The following is a 22609-nucleotide window of genomic DNA, read 5'->3' as shown; positions in this document are numbered from 1 at the left end:
GTTGTTCAGGTACGTGCTGCGATCTCTCAACTTGGCGCCTAGAAGTACCCGCGTCCGCCAGTAGAGAAGCGGTGTACAGCCGGGAGAGGTTTCAGGGAGGAAGCGCTTCCTGCTACGTGGAGATAGAGCTTGCCAGCAGCGATTGCGCCGGCAAGCTTTCAAGCGCGGATTCAGTCAGAGGTTGGTGCGGCATCGGTAATCACAGGCTGCCCAACTACCTGTTGTGCGACCCATGCGTCTAAAGCATCAACTCGCACAAACGCGGTCGGGACTGTGTAGGGCGGATGAACCATCCAGTAGTAGACCGCTCGACTGACATAGATCTCCAGGTTGCGCGGTTGCGTGCCCTCGTGCGCCTTCCATCCAAGAAGCTCCAGCAATCGGGATCTGTTTTGTAGAAGGAATTGCCTTCGGCGCAGTATCCGACTGAATTGGCCGTTCCGGTCATCCTCGCTCTTGCCAAAGATTTTATCTCTGAGTCGTCGGGTGTCCTTCATCGAATGTGGCGGCTGGTTGTATTTGCATTCCGCAACCAGGAGCGTATCCGTGTCTGGCCAGTACGCAAAAACGTCAAAGTCGCCTACGTCCTCAAATCGCTCGCTGCGGAATCTGCGATAAAAATCCAGATTACAAACCACGTAAGGCGTATGCCTGAGAATCACCTCTCCTGCCCGTGCCTCGAGTCGTTTCTCGATTCCTTCCTTGATGTTTCTGATTAAGGGGTCGACATTCGGCCATGCAAAATCGGCGGGAAGGTATCCATCTCTGACGGAGGAGCTCCAGATATTCAGGGCACGACTGGCGGTCTCTGCGCCCCATCGAAGAGAGTTCCCTTCAACTATCAATGGGCGAATCGTGTATCGGTGAACCCTTTTATTGTGCTCCCAATAGGGCACCTCTGCCTCGTCCACATCCCGCCCCGCGAGGCGAAGAATATTAGGGCCAGATAACGTCAAAAACTCTAGGATCGCGACGCTTTCTGAGCTTCCTAGGCCTTCGATACGTTCGATCAGAAGCTGCGCTATCGTTTCGACAGTTGCTGAGTACGAAAGCGCGAGGGCGTCCGCCAAACCAAGTTGTACCGGCTGCGAGAAGATCGCCAGCGCACTGAGCAGGTGCTGCAGTTCGAACCCCAAGTCCTGTTTGAACGCCTCACGGAGTTTTTCGCCAGCAAGTAGCTCTTCAAAAGGGCCGACCACCTCGTCTTGACCTTTCAGGTCGATACCCAGTCGAGACTTGGCATACTCCCGCGCGAATTTTTCTCCTCTCTCACCTGAGTCAGTTGAATAGAAAACTTCTGGAATATAGAAGTCGTCGATCTCAATGCCACCAACGTCGACACCGGTGTGCAACACGTCGCCGGCGTCAGCCAGGACCTTGTACCAATCGACCAGTCCTACCAGCTCACGTAGGGTCTCATTTGAAACCTGCCCCGAGCCTTGGCGATTCGAGCTTAGAGCTTTTTCCAGCAGGTATCGGTAATGGCGGGCGGCAGACCCAAGGTCTTTACGCGCTTTTTCCACGGCCTCAAAGCGGTCGTACTCGACATCGTGCGTAAGACTTTGCTGGGCTCTCTGAATTGTAAATCTCTCAGCGGCGATGAGGGCATCATGCTGCTCGATGCAGTGCTGTACGAGCTGGCGCTGGTCTAGCGAAGCAAGTAGCCCCTCGATACGGCCACGGAGAAAATCTCGTCCAGCATCAATCTTGGACTTGGCTTCTTTGAGCTCATATCGGCCAGGGTTGAAGCCCAACTTTTGCATCGCGACTGCCAAGTGTTTGCGAGCTAGCTTGTAGTCCATCGGGGATGGAATGACGGGATCTGCATAGTCAGGCACATCCACAAGACGCTTCGCATGCTGTAAATGGAACCGTGCTGCGGCAGATGCTCTGGCTCGGAGCGCTTCGACTAACCCTTCCGGAAGCGACAAACCAAACTCACGGTGACAGAGTTGGAGCAATTCAATGAGGCATCTGACCTCAAAAGTCGCGTCCGTGGCGCCGTTCAGGCCCGCCAATATCGCACGGGTGCTTACTTTCAACAGCACATTGTGGGGGCGGGCTTCAATTCGCGACGCTGACAGGACAACAGCGGGGAACGCTGCGAGGGGCTCTGGCGATTGGTCAGGCGGGACTGTGTCATGAGAATGGACTCCAAAACTAAACACCAGATGCGGCTGTTCGAGCAATGGAAGCTCTGAAAGCAGGTCGCTGTGCCTAAAGAATTGATCTGTTAGGAGGTGCGCAAACATCTCAAGCATCCGCCCATCCAAAATCTGCAGATGCGGGGAGATATGAACCACGGTCTGGACTGTGCAAGACCCAGCTTGGGATGAAAATCCGAACAACGGCAAGCTTCGCGAATTCATTCTCGTGACGCCAGCGGTTGCGGGCGACAATCGCCAGGCTGCAGAGTCCGTCGGAAATTTGCTTGGCGCAACCTCCCAAAATGAACAGAGTTCTTTGAAGCGTCTTGAAGACCCCCAACTGGTGTCCAGCATTATCATGGTGGGCGCCATAGCGCCGTCTACCAAAACTCCATGACTGTCCTTGTACGAGGCGAAAAGATCGGCCATCCCACTGGACAACGGGCCGAACATTCCCTTTTGGCCGTCTATAAATTGCCAAAATGGCTCGAGATCATCTGGCCCATCCAATTCATCAACGATGGTAATGAAGTCTGCTAGTGGAATAAGCCTCGCGGGTAGCTTGGCGGGTTCTATCATCCCCAATGCCGTATCTGACTGGGTAAGCACGATCAGAATTCGAACATCGTCAGCCGTGAGAGTGTGATCCTCATCGGGCCCTATGGTGAATTCGCGTCCGTCAGTCGTCACAAAGTAAACGCGCCTGCTCCGGTTCAGCGCCGCATATACCCGCCGTGAGGCCTCAGAGGCTTGTGGATACGAGCGATGGTCGCAAGCGCACACCAGATAAACGCCTGATTCGGTTGAGATGAGGCAGCTAATCGGAAGCTCGCTTATGTGGTTCTCGTCAATTACCAACGTAAATGGGCCGGTACGGGTATGGCTAAACCGTGCTGCAACAAAGCGGCCAAGCATTTTGTGAACTGACTCCCCCAAGGGGGCGGCATCCCGTGAAGCCCAATGATCGATCACGACGCCTGGCATACTTCGTACAGAAATGGGGACCCAATGCTCGCCGTCGGTCACGCCGATGAATGGGAGAATGGTTCCCTCCATCACTGCATTGCCAAACCCATCGCTCGTGAGGGGATCCCCTAACGGTCCAAAGTCCGTACTAAGCTCTTTGCTGGCGTGGATGCGCCGCTCGACCAAGCCTCGGTCAAGCTGAAGGATCGCTGGCCGAACGCTGAGCCAGAATTCTTCCGATGGGATTTCCACGTATCCACTTCGAGGCTTTGGCAGTGGCGCGGATGCTAAATGTGGTATCGACTGAATGATATGAGCCTGTGCTGCGATGGCAAGGTCCATGTCGACCTGAGCGTTGTCGACGCCCGCATAAGAGATGCGGAACGCTTCTACAAAGTCCGGAATTCGCTCAATGGAGCTTCCGTAGAATATGGGTACGAAATCAGAATCCAGTTTTACTCTGGTCTGACCCCAGTCCGCTTCTGGAGAGAAATCCTCAAGCATTGGAAACTCCGGCCAAACTGCATAAAGCGCCTTGGCGAAGTTCTCGAACTCTTCGTAGGTTCCGATGGGCAATGCTTCAGGAACCGAGTCCTCGGTTCTTAGCAGAACCGCCCACGCGAACATATGTTTGACGGGGCTCGCTACATTTGCAGGCCACAGATCAGATGCACAAAGGGCCAGCGCTGTATCCATGCGTCTGTAACGCAAGAAAACCTGGCGAGTCTGTTCAACACGTTGCTGAAATTTTACATCGATCTCTGGAGCGGGTGCGCCCTGCCCGAACAACGACTCAAAACCCTCGGGCCATAGTAGCGGACCCAGAGTTGCTTTCGCGGCTTTACGCTCGCGTTTTTCCCGAGATTTCTTTCCCATCTAACACTTCCTTTTGTATGGCTCTTTATCGGTTTCATTTTATGGTTGTGTAAGCAGGTCCGCCTTGTGCACGAAAAGTGCAAAGCAGCTCAGCAACAGCAGCGAGGCTCATCCTCTGGCAGTATCAAGGATGTTGTGAAGCGAGGCCCAGGGATGCTCGAATCGCTCTTGGCGGTGTTTGCAATCTGGCAAATGTGGAAAGGGTATTGGGTCGTCGGCGAGCATTTGGGATTGCTCGCAGCCACGGCACACAACTTTCCCATCTGTCAGTAGAAAGACTGCACTCCATGCTGCCAACTTCTGGGCACTTTTCATTTAATTTCCTCCTGGATAGGCACGGCCCGAATGATCAAGATACCTGTTTGAATGCCTGTGTATACGCCCAAACAAGGGGCTTCATTTGAGGGGGGAGTCGGCAAAAAATAGAGCACTGCTCAGCCTTCTGATTTGAGAAAACCACTGGCGGCAATCTTGCTGACTGCATCCCAAGAAAGTAGCTTCATCACGTCACATAGGGCTGGGTGGCTGAAGTGTTCCTCCATTGTCGGGCCTGATTCCCACAGCCCGGTCACGATCCACAGATTGGGCTGGGAGTGGCTGCGAACAGCGCTATAGGAAACACATCCCGGGTTTTTTCTAAGGGTGTCTACCAGCGAGGAAAGCGGCCCCTCCACTTTGATCAGCGAGGACAGCGGTACCATTTCACCTTTGTCGTTACGGGTCTTCAGCAAGCCGATGTTTTCAGCCGTTGCACGGAACGAAGCGTCCGCTTGAGCACGCACCTGATAGACACGACCAAATTTGTTGAAGTCGTTGACGTACAGGGACCCAAGGTAGATCTGCATGGTGTCGAAGACATCGGTCACATACACACCCAGCTGTTTGGCTTTCACACGATCGAGCTCGACGTTCAACTGTGGAACATTGACCTGATACATCGAGAACGATGGGCCCAGCTCTGGGGCTTTCGCCGCCTTGGCGAGGAATGCTTGTGTAGCAGCGTTTAACGCGTCATAGCCAAGCGAGCCACGATCCTCGATCTGCATCTTGAAACCACCCAAGGTGCCAAGGCCCAGAACCGGTGGTGGGGGGAAGACGCCTATCAGATGATCGACGTCAATATCCGTGCGCCTTATTACGCGTCTGTTGAGGCTGCCCGGAACATGCCTGCAAATGGACGAATCATCGTCATCGTCATCGGTTCGGTTAATGGTGATCGCGTGCCGTTCCCCGGCGGCTCCGCTTATGCCATGACCAAATCCGCGCTTCTGGGAATGGTGCGCGGGCTCGCGCGAGACTTCGGATCACGGGGTATTACTGTGAACCTGGTGCAGCCGGGTCCCACCAACACAGACATGAATTCTGCCGATGGCCCCATGAGTGGACTCATGCACGGGGTCATGGCCATCGGGCGGCATGCCACCGCTGATGAAGTCGCTGGCCTGGTCTCATACCTCGCTTCTCCAGACGCGGCAATCGTGACCGGAGCAGTGCATACCATCGACGGCGGATTCGCCGCCTGATCCGTCGAGGTCGACATGCAAATTCTCGACTGAGGCCACCCAGAAATGGACTCCGCTATCGTCAGGCTTCGCGCTGAGATGGTTGCGTTCTAAAGGGGAGCCTCATCGATTCTCTTTCGAGAATTTCGCACTCGAAGCCCTGAGTAAGTTGATTACAGCCCCCAGTGAATGTGCATTGCATGCGCTACGAAACTGCGGGGCTGTGCTACACCTATTGCTGACTTCGCGGCGGCTGTATTCCAGTAGTAGCCGAGAGGTCTGGTTCAGCACCTAACTCGAACGCAACCGATGCATGGGCCGTCACACGACGTGGCTCTGTTGGACCGTGCAAACCGTCATCGGATGCTTGTGGCTGCCTTGCCACGATCTGCATGTCAGCGGCGACAATCGATCCTGCACTAGGTAGAACTTCGAGTTTTGGCTAACTCTAACGAGTCTGGAGAGATAGGCCGATCGTGTCACCCGATGTGACCGCTCACCTGAAGTGCCCTTGCGACTTTTGAAATGATGCGTTCAAGAGGGACCTATTATGAGCAATCAGGGCAAACCGCTAAGGGCTGGTGCGAAGGGGAAAACAACTCCAGAACCTAGCGACATTGATCAACGCACGCTTAAATTTCTGGTGGGTCTCATAGCCATCGGGCTCGCTTCCCTATGCGCTACTCTTTCCAAAAAAGACATCGATTCGATTAGCGCTGCTTATTTCGAAGGGGGGCGGGCACGGGACTTTTTTGTCGGATCGCTGTTCGCGGTTTCCGCATTCTTGATTGCCTACAACGGGGCGAGTCGGTGGGAAAAGTACCTGAGCAAGATCGGTGCTATCGCTGCAATGGGGGTGGCTTTGCATCCGTGTCACTGTGCGCAGACGACTTCGAGCGATCCAGTAGTCCTTTGGAGACTTCTTAGTGTTCAGGCTGATGCACTGGGCCGGATGTCACACGTCCATTACGTCGCAGCCGCCGTTCTATTTTTGGTTTTGGCCGAGTTTTGCCGCATTTTCCACGGCCGTGCCAAGGAAAAATATCAGAAGGACAAAACTCATAAAGAAGCGAGACGCCGAATGAAGGTCTATACGGGGTGCGGATGGCTGATGATCGCATCTCTGGTTGTTCTAGTCCTGGGTGAGTGGATACCCATTGTTCGCTCCATTCCTCACCGTGTGTTCTACGGCGAACAGGCCGGGCTGTTTGCATTCGGGTTGTCATGGTTGACCGCAAGTAAAGTGATACCGGGACTTGCGAGTCCTCAGGAGGAGCTGACGTCGGGCGTGTCTTGGCCAAAGCTAAGCCGCAAAAAGAAGCAGGCATCTTCAGGGCCGGGAGCTTCAGGGCGTGCGAGTCCGTAGACAGTTAGCCAAGCTCTAAGGCTCAAGCTCCAGCGGTTTGCCATTTTTATCGTATGGCCAGTTGGTACCTTTCACCGCTGCGTTCTATACATATCGTGCTGCTGAGCATAAGCAGCAACTGCCGCTCCGCTGGCGCGGTTCACGAGCTACAGCAGAAAGGGACGTCCGGATGTACAACCTGATCATGCAATACGTGGGTTACCAGGAAGGACTGGAGTCAATCTCTGAGTCTCGCGTCTTCGAGCACACAGATGCAGATATTCAACAGACATTCACGACCAACGGCGGGGCAGATCTCGAAGCGTTGAGCAGACTGCCGACGCTTTTTTCGCCTGAGCTCCAAGGTGTAGAACCCCAATTTGCCAGAGTCGGTCGAGTTTTGAATCCAAGAAGACGGGGACGTGATGTTGAGTTCGAGGTGGTATTCGAACGAGGCGTACCCCCTATCGCTATGGAGGAAATCACCAGACTCGCACGCCATCTGCACATCTCCACCAGTGGGAAATCGTTGACTGAAATGAATAGGAATCACTGGGCGGTTAAAGACGTGGATCTCTTCAGAGTGCTTTACACCGAAGTGCAGCCTCCAACCCGCACGCCCAATGTTTTCAGAATGCCGGCTCACCCCCAGATACAACGAAATCTGGTGTCCGTGATGATGCCTTTCGCTCCTGCATACACTCCCGTGTTTCATGCGATTCAGAACGCCTGTATCGCAAATCAACTCGCGTGCACACGGGCGGACAATACCTGGATCAATCCCGCTGTCATCGACGATGTAGCCAATCTCATCGATCGGTCGGCTGTCGTGATATTCGACTGCTCGGGCAAAAATCCCAACGTCTTCTACGAACTGGGGCTCGCGCATGCATGGGGTAAGGAAGTAATCATAGTGACCAGCGATCCGGCTGATATCCCTTTTGATCTGAGGCACATCCGATTCATTCATTACGACATGAACAACCTGGCTCTGCTTTCTACTCAGCTCTCCGTGAAACTAAGAAAATGACAGCGTAGGTTCGAGGGATGCCTACTGGCGGTTGTAAGGCGTGTGCGTGACCTGGGTGCTTGATCGGAGATCGCTTGGTGGAATGGGTTCATGTTTGTCGCTTGGCGAGAGACACAGAAACGCCCGTGAGATGGTTTATCCAGTGAGGCTAAGCCGCTAGCGTGGTGCGAAGGAGTGCCCGTCATCCCGAACCCGTTTAGCCAAGGAAGAAACATGAACGTTACCACGACGTCGTCCGCTGCTTCGTCATCTGTCAGCACGTCTAACGTGAAGCAAAAAACAGTCGCTGACACGACCCAAGTACCACAAGACGACGATCTTGCAACCGAACATACCCGCTCTGCCGACACGGTTAGCCTTTCAAAAACGTCTACTGACTACAGCAATTCAATCTCCAATTACGCACCTTATTTTCCATCACGACCGGGAATGAGTTCGGACGCACTGGCCCTGAGTGTCACCAAACCAGGGAGCGTTTCCAGCTCCAAGGATAGGTCCTTTGCTGAGGTCGCCGATGATGCCCGCAAGCGTCTTGATAAGAAATACGCTCTCATGGACGACAGCGGTAAACCCTACGACGGGACAGATACTGACCGTAACTCGGTGATGGGTGATCTGGACCGCCGCTCTCTCAATGCAATCGCGACTAATGAAGGGGGCCAGTTCAGTAAGGAGGAACAGGCCGCAGCGAGTGCGTTGATGCGCCAGCAAGAGTGCCTTGCTTCGGGTTACTACAGCGGCCCGGCGGATCAGCAGAAAAACTGGAAAGACCCCTATGCCAATGATCCCGTTGGACGAGCACAAGCAGCGCTGGCTTTCTTGGAAGGGATGAGTCCTGAGGAGAGATCGACAACGGAATGGCTGGTACAGCATTTGACGCTAGAGGCGGCATTGCAGCAAACAGGTGGCGTAGATGTCGATCCGGCCAAGAAGAAGACTGGGCATTTTCACAACCTCTCTGAGATTCTGGCAGGGATCGTCACTGACGGTTCTGACAAAAAGGAGGAGAGTAAGACGAATAAGTCCGGTGGATACGTTTTCGAAAACGTTCAGGCACTGTTGCGTTCGATGATGACCAGCCCCTAGACGACCGTCTTTCTCCAGGGTAGTGCAGCCGTTTCGAGCTCTTCGTTCTGGATGCGCTCTTCTGATAACCATATCGTTGAAGCCGCTTCTGAACGATGCGTGACGCTCGGCTTTTCCTGCCCTTTGTCAACGAGAATCGCTCTTGCACCGGGCGCGTCACCAATTTGGCGGTTTAGAACCATTTGAGATATTTACGCCGCGACAACTTGTAATGCTTGGTGCTAGATTTACTGCGAGAGCCTAGTAAGCAAGTGAACGGCTATTAAAAGATGACATGTAAAGGAGTACTGCGTTGACTTTTCCGGAAAAAATGAGCGCCATGATGGAGCTCCTGAAGATTGTTGATACCGCAGAATTGGTCAAGGAGGAGTCTTACAAATCTTGGACGTCGTTCGACGGCACTTCAGTCGTGACAACGAACAGTAGTGAATATTTTATAATTCTTGAACTTTTGGCAATCGATAACCCTACGATAGCCAGTCGCTTTAGCCGTAAAACCATTTACAAATTTATTGAAGATCGTCTGCCAAAAATTAAACGAACCGGAGACGCTCCCGCTTCCGCGGAGGCATTCTTCGCTGAGCTTTTGGAGCAAAAGTCGACGTCGATGACTGTCACGGTTCCGATTTCTGGGATTCGCCTAGACCACGACGTACGAGAATTTGAGCTGGCGTGCTTTAAGTTCGGATATTTGCAAAATCTAGAGGTACCACTGGCAAACCAAAACGGCATGTACATCAGCACGGTCATAAGCGATGTTTACGACAAGGAGATTGCTTATGAAAAGGCAGAGAATGCTTTCCTCAACTTTGGGAAGCTGATCGTGTTTCTGGCTGGTAAGCAAGACAAGAGCATACTGATTGAGACCGGACTTCCGTTGAAGCCGGATATGTCCCATGAACTGATGTATGTGAGCACCAACTCGTACCAGGTTCGCGATGGCAATGGATTCATGTCGACTGCGGATATCCGGACCAAGACGATAGAGAAAATTCCAGTCAACGATCCTTTCTTCATATCACGTGAGCAACTAGGAAAGGTCTGGGGGCTATATGAACGCAAGCATGCAGGTGCAAAGCTGCAGGATTTGGAAGCGCGGATTTTGAATACAGCCTTGGCGCTTGGTGAGTCGGCTTCTACCAAGGACATGCGAAATTCGATCCTCTACACTTGCATAGCACTGGAAGTTTTGTTTTCGCATAATGACGGCGCTCTTTTCCAGAAGAGTATTGGCCAAAACGTTGCCGACCTCTTTGCATTTATCGTCGCTAAAGATGTTAATAGCAGGAAGTCCATTGCGAAGCTGACAAAAAAGGTCTACGGAATGCGGTCTGCGATTGTTCATGGCGGGGACAAGGAAATGTCCAATGAAAACGTTACTGTTAACTATTTTCTGCGTGGTGCTCTGACAGAGCTTTTGACTGCCGAACGTTTCAAGGACACCAAACGCATGTCAACTATTTACGACATGATGCAAGACGCGCAGTATTCTTACTAGGACAAGCTTAAAGTGAGCGCGACGACCATGTGCTCACTTTTTAAATAACCATACAAAAGCCAGTACCTTCAACGAATGAAATCATTTCGGAGGCGTGCTTGACCTTGACGAAATGGGTCGGCAACTGTGGTATGTATTTACAGCCACTGGCCGATGCGCTGCATGATGCTGTTCTCGAACATGGTGTAACTCATACTGATGAAGGAAACGCCGGTGCAGATGCTTGCGCTCGCCGCAAAAACCATCGCGCTTATGTCTATGATTCAGATTTTTTAGTGTGCTTCGCGGCAATTATCTAGTGGTTTATCTCTGACGAAAATATTAATAGCCCTCTGGCTCGTATCCATCGAGCCACCCTTAGCCACGCTTATTTCTCGTGTGTAGCAGTCGTGCCGTCAAGCCGGTGGCTTTGCTCCGCTGTTTGCGGTTGAGAAGGCCACCAAGCCATATGGGCTTGGTGGCTCATCTTCAGTGAGTCAGCATGATTGCGAGTGAGACGATCTGAGCGGTTGCCTCGTTGATTGCCGGAGGTAGGAGGTGGTTGAGGCTGACAATGATGATCGCCTCAATGGTTGCGCCAATGATTTTTGTTTTGTAAGTGGATAGGAAGTTTTTAAGTTTGGTCATTTGGGGTTTATGAAGGGTGAACATCATTTTTAATTATGTTAAGAGCACCTCGTCAAGCGGTCGTCGGCACAAATACTTTGCAGGTGAGGACTGGTAGGGACGCCACAGGCAGCGATGATCGATGGGACGGTTGCGTCCAGCTGGGGATTTATGCAAATCTCAGGGATACGCAGGTGTCAGATGGCCAGCCTCGCTTTCAATTTGAAATAAGGCGTCGGAGCGTTTCCGGGTAATAGCAAAGGATGCTTCATGAGTTTTCATGTCCCCGAAAAACACGAGTCGTTGTTCTCTGAGGTGCAGCAGCGGTTTCGAATGCTGCTGAAGCGGAGAATCGTCACAGGGATCGACGAAGAGACGCTGGACTGCTGGCTGGCCAACTTCAGGACAGATGAAGAGCGCTATTTTGCTGCGTGCGTGCTGGGCAGGCTCACCTTCAGATCGAAGAGCATGATCGACAGCTCAATCGATCAATTGCTCAACTGCGTCCTGCCCACCTATCTGCGCCAAAAAGGCCTGTTTCCATACGACGACATTGAGAGCTTCCTGGAGTCCATCCAAAAGGATGATCCGGCGCACTTCATCCGATTCGTGGGTGTGGATGGCAGCAGGCAGCACGACACCGGCAAAAGTGGTGTTGTGGTCATCCGGCATTACAAACGTCGAGCGAGAATCCCCAAAAGCATCACTACGAGGCCCGATGCCTTGGGCGATCTGCCGGCGCACGTGAAGTGTGTCGTATTCCTTGATGACATGCTTGGTACGGGCAAGCAATTTGACACCTTTGCCAAGACGCATGTACTTGCGGAGAAGTCAGAGGTCCACCTCGTCTATTGTCCTCTGGTTGCGTTCGAGAAGGGACTGGGGAAGCTTGGCGAAAGCTGTCCCTGGTTAACCGTTCTGCCTATCGAAATCCTGACCGAGCGCCACCAGTTCTTTTGTGAATCAAGCCAGAAGGTCGGCCTCTGGGCGGTGGATGAAATCAATACCGTAGCCGATGCTCGTGGGTTTTATGACCGGCTCGCCGGCAAGCGCGGCATCCCAAAAACCACCAGACATGGTCTTGATCTGCTCCTGGGATTTGAAGACTCAACGCCCAACAACTCATTGTCGGTGCTCTGGGCTAGCTCAGAGAACTGGCAAAATCTGCTGACGAGATAACCTCGATGCCGGCCATTGCAGACGCGTTTTTGAAGAACCGAGCGGACAATCTGCCTCCTGACGTTTCTCAGGAGTTCATTGTCCCACCTTTTTTTCAGCACATAAGCATATTCAAAGACAGCAAGTCTGTACGCGTGCTAGGTGGTCGGGGATGCGGGAAAACCATGTTTTTGCGGTACTTCTGCCATGGTTCGTCCTTCAGCTCGCACAGGGCTGAAATCGGTGATGACGAGTTTTCGCATGTCGGTCTCTACTTCCGACCTGATACTGGCTTTTGCTCCCTCATCACGCCCGAGTGGCTTGGGAATAAGCAGGACGGCGTGGCCTTCTCGCACTACCTGACGCTTTGCCTGCTGGCAGAGGTCTGTCAGGCATTAAAGAACATCAGCGGCGCCGGTAATCTGAGTCAAGGCCCTCTACCGCTTATCGACATCAAGCTAGGCTCGAAGCTCGTGAAGTTCTTGCAACTCGCGGAGCCTACAGTTGACGCCTTGGCCGAGTTTGTTGATGAGCGCTTGGCGGAGCTCGACCTTTGGGTGCGGAACCCAGGACGCTGCCAAACGCCAGTGTTTGTGCACTTTACTACGATCATCACTGCGCTCGCGGATGATCTTGCAAAGCACTCGCCTCGTCTAAAGGCATTGGCATTCCGGGTGTTCATCGACGAGTTCGAAAACTTGCTACCTCGGCATCGTGAAATTGTTTGTGACGCCATCAAGCATCCAGGCCCCAGGATGGCGGTGCATATTGCCCACAAGCGCGAGGCCGTAGCAGATTTCAAAACCAGCGGGGAAGAGCGGGTTGTTGAAATGCACGACATCCGCACCATCGACATTGAAGCATTGATGGTGAATGACAACGATTTTGAGGTGTTGGCAGCAGAGCTATTCTTGTTTCGGCTGCGCCAAGCGGATGTGACAGTTTCCTGCCCGGCGTTCAAGCCTGAACTGTTACATGACATCGCTCATTTGCAGTACCGAAGCACGCAGTCTTACCGACAGGATGTGCTGGGTTACACCAAGCAGATCTTCCCGGAGAAGCGGGCACCGGAAATCGCGCGTCTAGCACTGGAGGATTCGGCGCTGCGACGACGCGTGGTTGAGATGATCAAAAAAGGCCTCGAGTTTCAAGGCTTGGAAGGTACAGTGAGCGCTGAGGATCTGGTCAGTGAGCTCGTGCCCGAAGCGAGCGTTGTGCTAGGTGCAATCCTCAATCGTAAGAGTCAATCCGGGAAGGAAACGGTAAGGCTCTTCCTGGACGTTGTTGAGAAGGGCAAATCCAAGACCGACTCTTTCTATAAGACCGGCGGGTGGGTCGATAACAATTTGTATGGCTGTCTCTTTCACTTGTACGCCGGGCTGCCGAAGCGGCCAAATATCCTTTACGCCGGCTTCTCACGGTTTTGCAAGATCGCAGCCCCCAACCTCAGGTTCTTCCAAGAGCTCTGCCACAATGCCCTGCTGCAGGCGTACCAGCGTCGCTCAGCAGAAGAGATCAGTGGTCCGCTCTGCATCGACCTGAATACCCAGGCCAATGCGGCGGTGCATGTCTCCGACGCCATGTTCGAGGACGTGCTTCAGTTAGGCCCTCACGGGGACCGGCTCTTGGACTTTGCACGTCGTTTAGGCAGCCTGTTTGAGGCTTACAACAAGCGACGGAGCCAAAGCGAGCCGGAGATCAATCATTTCTCGATCAACCGCGCGGATACCACCCAGTTGTCTGACGCCGCTCAGAAAATTCTCCGTGAGGCAAAAATCTGGTCGGTGCTTGCAGAGTCGAAGGGGACAAAGGACAAAGCTGAATACGATGTTACCCAGTATGAGCTGGTGCTGAATCCCATCTATGCCCCTCATTTTAAGATCAGTTACCGCAAGCGGCGCAAAATCACGCTCACTGCGCCCCAGCTGGACGCGATGCTCACCCATTCCGACAGCCAGTTCGAATCGCTTGTACGGCAGTTGGTTGATTCGCAAGATGACGAAGAAACCGCTAAAAAAACCGGTTCCCTGTTCTGAGGTTATGGTGCGATTTATTAGACAGGATTTGATCAGCGAGCAAGAACTGGGGCAACTGCCGCTCGTGGATATCGCGTTCACGGGAGCTGATGACCTGGATGATAGGAGCGCTTATTCGGTGGAGCGCTCTACTCGTCTGGGCGAGCAAAGCTTTCGCGTGCGCTACAACCCGGATACGTTTTGTCTTGAGGTTGGTGATAAGAGATACCGGGCGAACGATGCCGAGCTCGAGGACTTGTCACGAGATTTCAGTGCCACGTCGATTGTGATCGATGCGACCACTCTGGACTTCTCGGAAATCGCGCTACTGCTCCACGCGTACTCGTTTTGCGCGAAGAGCCCTCGGGTTGGTTTCTTATATGTAGAGCCCAAGGAATATGTTCGCCGTGCATATGAAGAGCCGGCGGTAAATGGCACTGCGTTCGATCTGAGCAGTGGATTTGTTCAACACCCAATCCCGCCGTTCGTAGGCATGCTAGGTAATAACGACCGCGTTCACCTGGTGGCATTCCTTGGATTTGAGGGAGGGCGGCTTACACGTGCTTTGAGCGAGGATGATGGGCAGTTTATCCGCAAGGTCACAATCGTCTTCGGAATCCCTCCGTTTCAGGCTTCCTGGGACCTGGAGGCGCTTATGGCCAATAGTCGATTGCTTGAAACGTCCGAAGCCGGTGTTAAATTCTGTGGCGCGAACAATCCCAAGGCCGCTTACGAAGTGCTCGTGAAGGCACACGCCGCGTTGACGGGTAGCAGTGAATGTAATCGCCTGACTGTGTCGCCTTTTGGTACCAAGCCGATGGCTATTGGTGCCGCTCTTTTTTGTGCGACGCAGAAGCGACCCCGTGTCGTGTTCGATCATCCTCGCCGAAAGAAGGGACGCACCACTGGCGTTCACTGCGTTCATTGGTATGAGGTCGATATCAACTAAAGGATGTCGTCTAGCCTCTGCTTTCGCGCAAGGCTGCTAGGGCTGCTCTGGGAATTTCAACGTGCTTTGCCTGGGCCCATTTCGTGCCCGCCACCTGGCTAAGCTGATCGAGTTTTTTGATGCCCAATCGAAGCGGAGCGGGATGGGGAGATGGAGCGGATGTTGTGCAATCCGCCTCTCGATCTCATCTGCGACCGCCAAATAACATTCAGTCCAAGTCGGGGCGCTCACGGGAATAATCTCGACGTTAAATGAGCGTAGCAAGGATGTTATCGGTGTCTCGGCGGGCTGATTGCCGGCTTCGAGGTGGTAGAAAAATACCTTGCCCGTTTGGTGGAGACGTCGCCGCTTATGCAGTAACAGCCACCACAGATCGATCTCGGTAAAATCCATACCCAGGCCCACGATATGGATATGGTCTCTGAGGAAGTAATCCACCCACGAATAAATCTCTCGAGAGGCCGTGAAGTCGAAAATCCCGTTCTTTACCGGGGAGGAGACCTTGTGGCGAGCTTTTTTGACCTCGATTCCATCGGTCAAGTAATTGCGAATTTTCTGCAGTGATCCAGCGTAGTGATCGAATCCCAGCACCATTGATGTAGGTCTTCCCACGTCGCCGTGGACATGCCAAACGTCCACTCCCGCCGCGCGATGTCGACGGAAAAGACTGTATCTGAATTCGGGTGCGAGGAAAGCTGAGTGGTGTAATGGGCCTGCAAGCGCTTCTTCGATCGTGAAGTCATAGTTGGTGGTCATGATCACTTTGAAGAGGCTGCAGATGCGCTCGTGAGCCTCGACCGGCGAGATCTGCTCAAGGAGGGCAGCGAACGCTGCCTTGACTGTGTGTTCGGTGTCCCTGAAGAGCCCGTCCGAGCGAGCACACAACTCCTCGATGAACATAGAGAGCGGCTTCTTGTCGAGGTGGAGTGTTAGATCTTCGGCGTTAAACTGGCGAGCCAATTCTCGAAGTATCTGCGTCCAGTCCTTCTGCAGCGCCGCGCGGTTAATGCCGTTCCCAAGCAATAGACAGTGCATGATTCCCTTCATAGTCACAGTGGGGGAGGCGTTCCACCCGGGGTACTGACTTCCTGCGGCCTGTCAGTGAGGCACCGGCATACTCAGTAATGTAGATACGGTCAGATGCTTGGCGCACGCACCCCGGGCTGCCCCGCGACGCCATGCCGAACATTCCGAACTGGTGATCCAGCGTACAACCCGTTCCTGATGCTTAGCCGGCATGCGCACGCGGAAAACAGCATCAGAATATGGCGCCTGTCCACTCACCACCACAGCTTTGTGCTCTAAACAGCGAGTGCCAACCCTTGGCAGCAGGATGTCTCCTACGGTTGCCTGCTGGAAGTCTGGAGATGAGGCGGTTTCAAACGAGATCTCCATTCCAGATCGGGGGAAATCCGATGTGTGGAAATGGGCGACGCCCAATTGGGAGAATTGTGAACGTGTCCGGCTGCCTCGTACGATCGACACTTCCATGTCTTTCATGGTCATGCCATGGCTAGACTGGCGTAGCGCGGCGTCGATCTCGGCAAACTCATGGCTGCCCAGATCCATACTCACCATTGCCTGAGCACGGCTCACGCGCCGCCGTGCTGTCACTTCGAATTGCTCATTCAGGCGCCCTAGCGAAACATGCCTAGCCCGGCTTTTCCCGTAGCGCGCGATCAACGCGTACGCCTGAACCTCGGTATAGCCGCCGAATGCTGTTGTAGGAAGCTCATAGCACTCAACGTCAGATGCTTTCTCCAGGAGCATTTCCCGAAAGCGCTGACTTTGGATGCCGCAGGGTATATCCGCTCCCACGATGAAAGCGGCCGATCCGCTTGGTTTGAGTCTGGAGAGAGACTCAAGAACAAAGTACAGGTCGATCGGGGCCCAGTTGCCTTGCACCTCTAGCTCAGGACAAAGCTTTTGAAGTCGTGAGGTCGCTTCGGCAGAAAAACCGTGGATGCCATAAGGTGGGTTGCCGATGACGTGATCGAACTGCGGCACCTGCAGGACTTGTGCAAGACCATCAACCGCCAGTACGTCTTGCTGCACGAAGCTGAATCCTGGAAAGGCAGGGCTAAGTGCGACCATGTCAGGCTCGATCTCGATACCGAGATAGCTTGCGGGTGAAGCTCCTGTGTTGACAGCTTCAGCCAGGCGGCCGGAGCCTGAACCGAGCTCCAGCCAACGCCCGCCCCGCGCTCCCATCAACGACACTACGGCATCCGCCAGCGGTTGAGGCGTCATGACCTGGCCAAGGCGCGCGCGCGTGTTCGCCACTGCTCGGTAGCGCTTACCCGCATCATGAATCTTCATCTCTCTTCCACCTCCCAGTGAGTGAGAGCTTGTTGGGATCTTGCGTAGTTGTTATCGTACCTACCTATGCCAAGAATCGCAACGAAACCATCAGTCGAACTGCTTGCTGCCCGCAATGAGTTACGACGCCACATTTCTGGACTTGGAATCTCAGTCAACGAGTATTCCAGGCGTTCTGGTGTTCCTCAGTACACCTTGTCAAAATTCCTGAGTGGGCACATAAAGACCATCACTCCGGCGGTAGAAAACGCTTTGAGCTATGCCAATATTGGCATAATACGCGACATCACAGAGCTCACGGAGTACCCCGCCATCCGACGCGCGCTTGGACATGCATGGGATGGTACGGAGCAAGGGGCACAGGCGTTGGCGTTGATGATTGATGCGATGGTCCCCGTCATTCGGTCTGCCCAGCTTGGCGTGGCTCAATAGTCTCTTGGCTAACGACCCTGCGTTCAATCGTGGGTGAGTTGAGACAGATTGCTGCGATAGGCGAACGCAGTCTGCCACCAGTCGATGGGGTTGGAACTCACTTGCCAATGCGACAAAACTGGTCTTGTCTTACCTTCGATGATCCTGCATTGGCAGGGCCCTGGTGTTTTGGCTCGATAAATCGAGTTACGTATTTCGCGCTCGCTGGTGAAGGTCATGCTCTGCCATAGATATTCACCAATAACGGAATGCCAGGGAGCGCAACATGCTTAATAAAAACAAGGCTGTTATAGGTTCTGTAATACTAGTGTCTCTTGTGGGGTGCGCCAACAAAGATCCCGTGAAGTCCTTTGCCGAGTCCGCAAAGGTTCTTACCTCCTCCTTCGACTCTTATGCCTCCAATCTGAGAAGTGTCTGCCAGAGAAAATACATATACATGAATATGGATAGCGACGGCTGGTACGATGCCCAAAAAGATAATTCTGCTAAGGAAGCGGATTGTACGTCTTTTGAAAAGTCGGTTAAAACACTAAATACTCTATCTGATGCTGTAGGTTTATACGCTGCATCTCTCGGGAAACTGGCAGGTATAAAGAGCGACACGTTTGACTCTGATCTCGATACAGTCTCAAAACAGGTTAGTCTCTTGAATAAGGGAGGGGGCGAAAAGGTTAGCGATAAGAGCATCGTTGCGACTACAAACCTGTTGAAAAGTGCCGCAGAGGTAGCGGTGGATTATTTCGTTGAAAGGGAAATTAAGCAACAGTTGCGGGCGAATAATGAGTCTCTGAAAGATGTTCTGAGCGAGATGAAGACGTTTTCCGATCGTATATATCGCAAGCAGCTAGAAGATGTGAAAGAGCAGAACGATGTTTTGGTTAAGCAGCTATATAACCTGTCTTATGTTCCAGCTTACGCCCATGATAGTTATGCCCCCCTTCTAGAAAAAAGCCTAATCAAAGAAAATCCGGATCTTGCCCATGGTTCGACTAAAGAAGGTGCTTTGTCCGCTGGTGCTCGCCTGCCATACCGACTGGCTCAAATTCAGCTGGTCAACGAACAGAAAGCTATAGATGTAGAGCTTTCTACGTTGGCAAAGTTTTCTGAAGCGTGTGATGCCATGAGCGCCGCACATGAGTCCCTCAAAGATAACTTCGGAAAGCTTAGCCGAGAAGAGATGCTCAAGCAGGTTAAAGATTTCTATGAAAAGTCTAAAGATGTTCGGGAAAATATAAGAAATTTAAAATCTTAATATTTTGATGAGGATATGGACATGCCAAGCAAAGATGAAACTTCAGAAGTTGTAATATCTCTGGCTGATTCCTACCGGGCTATGGCTGAAAGAGTTAGGAAGCTCAGGAAGGACCTACCGCATGGGGGCGAACGGAAAGAGGCGCTCAACACTGAGCGCAGATATTTACAGAAGTCTGAAGAGCTTTATGCCAGTGCAATTGAAATATTAGGTGATAATGCAGTCCAGGCGATAGCCGCGTTGAAGGGGGCTGCGGCGAGTATTAGCGATTTTTCTGATAAGATCGACGATATCAAAAAATGTTTAAAGGTCACGGGGACGGTGCTCGGGGTAGGTGTGGCGGTACTTAGCGGATCTTCTGGGGCTATTTTGAGCTCGATTTGGGTACTGCTTAAACTACTTAATGAAGACGACGATGATACCAAAGATATTGTCGCTGAAATTAAATCGGCCACCAAGACGCTGAAGGCGCGGCTTCAGGTTAGGCCGGCCAAGCTAGTCGATTGATATAATCTAAACTTGTTGTTGGAGTGCTTAGCTTTTATACGTGAGTTGGTGCGAGTGGGAGTTACAAAATGTTTGCAAAGGATGCCACCGGTGTTCGGCTAATTCTGGCTGTTTAGAGTAGCGTTGAGTGCTCATGAGCTGCGGTGGTGTATCCGTCATCACTCATAAAATCGCATACTTGAAGAGGGTTACGCTCGCTCAGCCCGAGCCCGAAACAGTAGGGTGCCATGGGGCATCTATTAGTAGCAGGGGGGCTTGGCTGTTTCGCTAGGGCTAGTGATACCTATCGAATTGGCGAAAGCGCGCCAGTATAGCGCAATGAGTATCTGCTTGGCCTGTTCTGAGCCTGATATATTCATATACATAATTGATAGTGAATAGCCGACTTCGACTCTTTGAGGGGTGCGCCTTCAACCACGATTTGATAGGCGCTTGGCGAGGTAGATGCCACGGCGGATACGCTTCCCCACTCTGCGTAGATCTTGAATGGGAGCTGTACCTAGCCGGATGGACCAATATGCCCAGGCTTGGGTTTTACGAAGCAAAAGGGGTTCTCCTTGGTCATGGAGCTCCAGGAGCTGTGATATGAACCGATAAAACCCTGCCTGGCTTAGATACTGATCGTTTAGCCGCTCAAGTAACGCAACCCAAATTTCTTTTAATGAGGTCAGGATTACTGCAGCGGGAAGGATGCATAGCGAAACAGGCAGGACGACGACTATGGTAAGCAAGCGAATATTTGCCCAGATGTCGCTAAGCAGCGTTGCCACTGAGCCAAATAGCGCTTCCGGGGTTAGGGTAGTGATTATGATGGCAGCGAGGACTGCGATAAGGCCTGTCATGTACGCCGCAAAATTTGATGGGTTAGGTAGCGTAAAGAAACCGATAGCGCGAACCCACAGTGGGTCTTTTGAGCGTAGTTTTATCTCCTGCCGCCACTCCCATTCTTCTACCAAGCGTTTTGCAAGAGCCTGCAGGTCTTCCTGATGGTTGAACACTTTTCTAATGCATGCAATTTTCTCTCGCTTTACGAAAGTTTGAGGCGTACGAATGTTGATACGGCTGACGGTGGGGTTGAGACGGCGAAACCGCTTTTCAGTGCCAAGTAGATGGGTCTGCAACATCCCTCCGATCATTACAGTTTCTGATAGCAAGAGTAGGGCCTGATCGCCAGAGTTTAGAAATTCACCATGGCCTGCTATTCGTACGTATAAATCAAAAAATAACAAGCCAACAATTATGCTGGCTAGAAGCACCGATAACCATAGCGCTGATGAAGTCAGCGCGTACAGAACTGGTGGTCGAAAAGTTTTGCGATAATGACGAATTTTGTCAGCTATACCCTGCATTATTATTCCAGTGCATTGATGGATGAACGGTCAGAAGTATTCTTGATTCAGGTGCAGTGGCCTTTCTTCGGTTCGAGAGTTCGCGAGAACACCGAAATAATATAATCAGTTGATCTCAACAGCCAAGACGAGATTTTTATCTCCGCAAGCCTTGCCTTATAGCGATTTCGCTGCCGTGAAGATTTCAGCCGTTTCTGGTGATCTAAGTGCGAGCTTCCGTTCGGCCGAGGCTGGAGTAGCATAGAGGCTAATGTACGTCCTGAATTCACCGGCTGGAGGTGGTTTCAATGAGCGGAGCTCAAATTTTCGAGAAACGGGTTTGGCCTTCGGACAAGTGCTGGAGTAATGAACATCGTTGCTTCATAACGAGAAGAGAGGTCGTCTTGGCGACGGCTCAGCGTGTGCTAGGCGCGCGTGCTGATGCTGAAGAGTGGGTTATGCATCCAGCTCGAGGGCTTGATTATCAATCCCCATGTGGCCTGCTATCAACTCAGTCAGGATATCGCCGTGTCCTGGGTTTCTTGATGCAGATTGAATACGGCGTCTACGTATAATGCTCGGTCCCAAGACGTTTGGGCTTGCTCTCTAACCTCGATGGCGAGAGATCCGGCTCTCATGATTTCGACGCCAAGCGGCGCATTGCTGTCGCATTTATTTAGGAAATGTCGCATTTAATTCAGAATCCTACAGCCCCCGCCCACCAGCGCCGGCCCCGAAGCCGAGTGGTGCGGTTGGCGGAAGGGTCTCTGCGGCCAACTGGTCAAGGGCGCATGGCTGGCGACCGACTGGATCGCTGCGACTTCCAGCGCCTCGAACTCATCCAGCGGCGGCAGCAGGCCGGGCAGGCGGCTGGCGAGCAGGGTTTTGCCGGTGCCGGGCGGGCCGCTGAACAAAAGGTTGTGAGCGCCGGCCGCAGCGACCAACAGCGCGCGCTTGGCTGCAGTCTGGCCTTGGACTTCGCTCAGATCAGGATACGGTTGGGTTTGCAGAATCAGTCCGTTGGACTTATACGGCGCGATGACGGTGTGGCCGTTCAGATGAGCGACCAGTTCCAGCAGATGACTCACCGCGATCACTTTCAGCCCGGAGGCCAGGCAGGCTTCCTCGGCGTTCACCGCCGGTACGATCAACGTGTGCCCGGCGGCACGCGCGGCCAGCGCCGCGGGCAGCACGCCCTGCACAGGCCGTATCGCGCCGGACAGCGCAAGTTCGCCCAGGCATTCCACGCCATCGAGCGCCAGCGTAGGGACTTGCGCGCTGGCAGCCAGCAAACCCAGCGCGATGGCCAAATCAAAACGGCCACCGTCCTTGGGCAAGTCAGCAGGGGCAAGATTCAAGGTGATGCGCCGCGCAGGAAACTCCAGCCGACAGTTCAGAATCGCACTGCGCACCCGGTCCTTGCTTTCTTTCACGGCGCCTTCGGGCAACCCCACCAACGTGAGTGAGGGCAAGCCATTGGCCAGGTGGGTTTCGACGGTAACGGCAGGGGCTTCGACACCGACTTGAGCGCGGCTGAGGACAATGGCGAGGGACATGATCTTTCCTTGATGAGGCACCGCGTCCTGCGGCGTG

18 protein-coding genes and 2 pseudogenes are annotated in these 22609 nt (G+C 53.0%); 12 read left to right on the top strand and 8 right to left on the bottom strand.

Annotated elements, in window-relative coordinates:
- Positions 1-170 precede the first annotated feature (170 nt).
- The 3 genes and pseudogenes from AB4N84_RS09915 to AB4N84_RS09905 all read right to left on the bottom strand — a co-directional run.
- Positions 171-3989 (bottom strand): hypothetical protein, encoded by a 3819-nt coding sequence (locus tag AB4N84_RS09915; RefSeq protein ID WP_460046184.1) that lies wholly within the window; start codon positions 3987-3989, stop codon positions 171-173.
- 434 nt (positions 3990-4423) lie between these two features.
- A complete protein-coding gene (locus tag AB4N84_RS09910; protein ID WP_460046982.1) occupies positions 4424-4663 on the bottom strand; it encodes an antibiotic biosynthesis monooxygenase family protein in 240 nt (79 codons plus the stop codon).
- Positions 4661-5092 (bottom strand): annotated as a pseudogene (locus AB4N84_RS09905) (efflux RND transporter permease subunit); the annotation flags it as partial. The gene AB4N84_RS09910 and the pseudogene AB4N84_RS09905, both read right to left, overlap by 3 nt.
- 3 nt (positions 5093-5095) lie before the next feature.
- Here AB4N84_RS09905 and AB4N84_RS09900 point away from each other — a divergent pair.
- The 6 genes from AB4N84_RS09900 to AB4N84_RS09875 all read left to right on the top strand — a co-directional run bounded on the left by AB4N84_RS09900 (position 5096) and on the right by AB4N84_RS09875 (position 10749).
- A complete protein-coding gene (locus AB4N84_RS09900; RefSeq protein WP_460046182.1) occupies positions 5096-5512 on the top strand; it encodes an SDR family oxidoreductase in 417 nt (138 codons plus the stop codon).
- A gap of 529 nt (positions 5513-6041) precedes the next feature.
- Positions 6042-6857: a hypothetical protein gene (locus AB4N84_RS09895; protein ID WP_460046181.1), complete on the top strand. Its 816-nt coding sequence runs from the start codon at positions 6042-6044 to the stop codon at positions 6855-6857.
- Positions 6858-7026: 169 nt separating this feature from the next.
- On the top strand, positions 7027-7866 hold the full coding sequence (locus tag AB4N84_RS09890; protein WP_460046179.1) for a hypothetical protein: 840 nt from the start codon (positions 7027-7029) through the stop codon (positions 7864-7866).
- Positions 7867-8079: 213 nt separating this feature from the next.
- A complete protein-coding gene (locus AB4N84_RS09885) occupies positions 8080-8952 on the top strand; it encodes a hypothetical protein (RefSeq protein ID WP_460046178.1) in 873 nt (290 codons plus the stop codon).
- 292 nt (positions 8953-9244) lie between these two features.
- Positions 9245-10450 (top strand): hypothetical protein, encoded by a 1206-nt coding sequence (locus tag AB4N84_RS09880; RefSeq protein WP_460046176.1) that lies wholly within the window; start codon positions 9245-9247, stop codon positions 10448-10450.
- A gap of 98 nt (positions 10451-10548) precedes the next feature.
- Positions 10549-10749, top strand: a complete 201-nt coding sequence (locus tag AB4N84_RS09875) for an IS66 family transposase (protein WP_460046174.1) — start codon at positions 10549-10551, stop codon at positions 10747-10749.
- A gap of 169 nt (positions 10750-10918) precedes the next feature.
- Here the strand turns inward: AB4N84_RS09875 and AB4N84_RS09870 are convergent, their stop codons facing one another.
- Positions 10919-11077: a hypothetical protein gene (locus AB4N84_RS09870; RefSeq protein ID WP_175500159.1), complete on the bottom strand. Its 159-nt coding sequence runs from the start codon at positions 11075-11077 to the stop codon at positions 10919-10921.
- A gap of 249 nt (positions 11078-11326) precedes the next feature.
- Here AB4N84_RS09870 and AB4N84_RS09865 point away from each other — a divergent pair, with 249 nt between their 5' ends.
- The 3 genes from AB4N84_RS09865 to AB4N84_RS09855 are packed head-to-tail and all read left to right on the top strand — an operon-like array spanning position 11327 to position 15178.
- Positions 11327-12235, top strand: coding sequence for a phosphoribosyltransferase-like protein (locus AB4N84_RS09865; protein WP_092406688.1), 909 nt, complete (start codon positions 11327-11329; stop codon positions 12233-12235).
- Between the two features lie 5 nt (positions 12236-12240).
- On the top strand, positions 12241-14250 hold the full coding sequence (locus AB4N84_RS09860; protein ID WP_460046172.1) for an ORC-CDC6 family AAA ATPase: 2010 nt from the start codon (positions 12241-12243) through the stop codon (positions 14248-14250).
- On the top strand, positions 14210-15178 hold the full coding sequence (locus AB4N84_RS09855; protein ID WP_139214176.1) for a hypothetical protein: 969 nt from the start codon (positions 14210-14212) through the stop codon (positions 15176-15178). The genes AB4N84_RS09860 and AB4N84_RS09855 overlap by 41 nt, the downstream gene beginning before the upstream one ends.
- Before the next feature lie 36 nt (positions 15179-15214).
- On the opposite strand, the gene AB4N84_RS09850 is transcribed toward AB4N84_RS09855, so the two are convergent.
- Complete coding sequence (locus AB4N84_RS09850; protein ID WP_460046171.1) at positions 15215-16213, bottom strand: SIR2 family protein; 999 nt, start codon at positions 16211-16213, stop codon at positions 15215-15217.
- 63 nt (positions 16214-16276) lie between these two features.
- Entirely contained in the window at positions 16277-17497 is a 1221-nt protein-coding gene (locus tag AB4N84_RS09845; RefSeq protein ID WP_460046169.1) for an N-6 DNA methylase, read from the bottom strand.
- A 697-nt stretch (positions 17498-18194) separates the two neighbouring features.
- Here AB4N84_RS09845 and AB4N84_RS09840 point away from each other — a divergent pair.
- On the top strand, positions 18195-19181 hold the full coding sequence (locus AB4N84_RS09840) for a hypothetical protein (RefSeq protein WP_460046168.1): 987 nt from the start codon (positions 18195-18197) through the stop codon (positions 19179-19181).
- Between the two features lie 21 nt (positions 19182-19202).
- The gene (locus AB4N84_RS09835; protein WP_460046167.1) at positions 19203-19688 is read left to right on the top strand and encodes a hypothetical protein; all 486 of its coding nucleotides are present in this window, start codon (positions 19203-19205) and stop codon (positions 19686-19688) included.
- 410 nt (positions 19689-20098) lie between these two features.
- Here the strand turns inward: AB4N84_RS09835 and AB4N84_RS09830 are convergent, their stop codons facing one another.
- Positions 20099-21037 (bottom strand): hypothetical protein, encoded by a 939-nt coding sequence (locus AB4N84_RS09830; protein WP_460046165.1) that lies wholly within the window; start codon positions 21035-21037, stop codon positions 20099-20101.
- 287 nt (positions 21038-21324) lie between these two features.
- Here AB4N84_RS09830 and AB4N84_RS09825 point away from each other — a divergent pair, with 287 nt between their 5' ends.
- The gene (locus AB4N84_RS09825) at positions 21325-21591 is read left to right on the top strand and encodes an antitoxin Xre/MbcA/ParS toxin-binding domain-containing protein (protein ID WP_460046164.1); all 267 of its coding nucleotides are present in this window, start codon (positions 21325-21327) and stop codon (positions 21589-21591) included.
- Positions 21592-21720: 129 nt separating this feature from the next.
- Here AB4N84_RS09825 and AB4N84_RS09820 read toward each other — a convergent pair.
- Positions 21721-22572 (bottom strand): annotated as a pseudogene (locus tag AB4N84_RS09820) (magnesium chelatase domain-containing protein); the annotation flags it as partial.
- Positions 22573-22609: the final 37 nt, after the last annotated feature.

The sequence above is a fragment of the Pseudomonas sp. S2_H01 genome (genome assembly GCF_054668305.1).
Note: the sequence above shows the minus strand (reverse complement) of the source record. Positions and strands in the feature narration are given on the sequence as shown.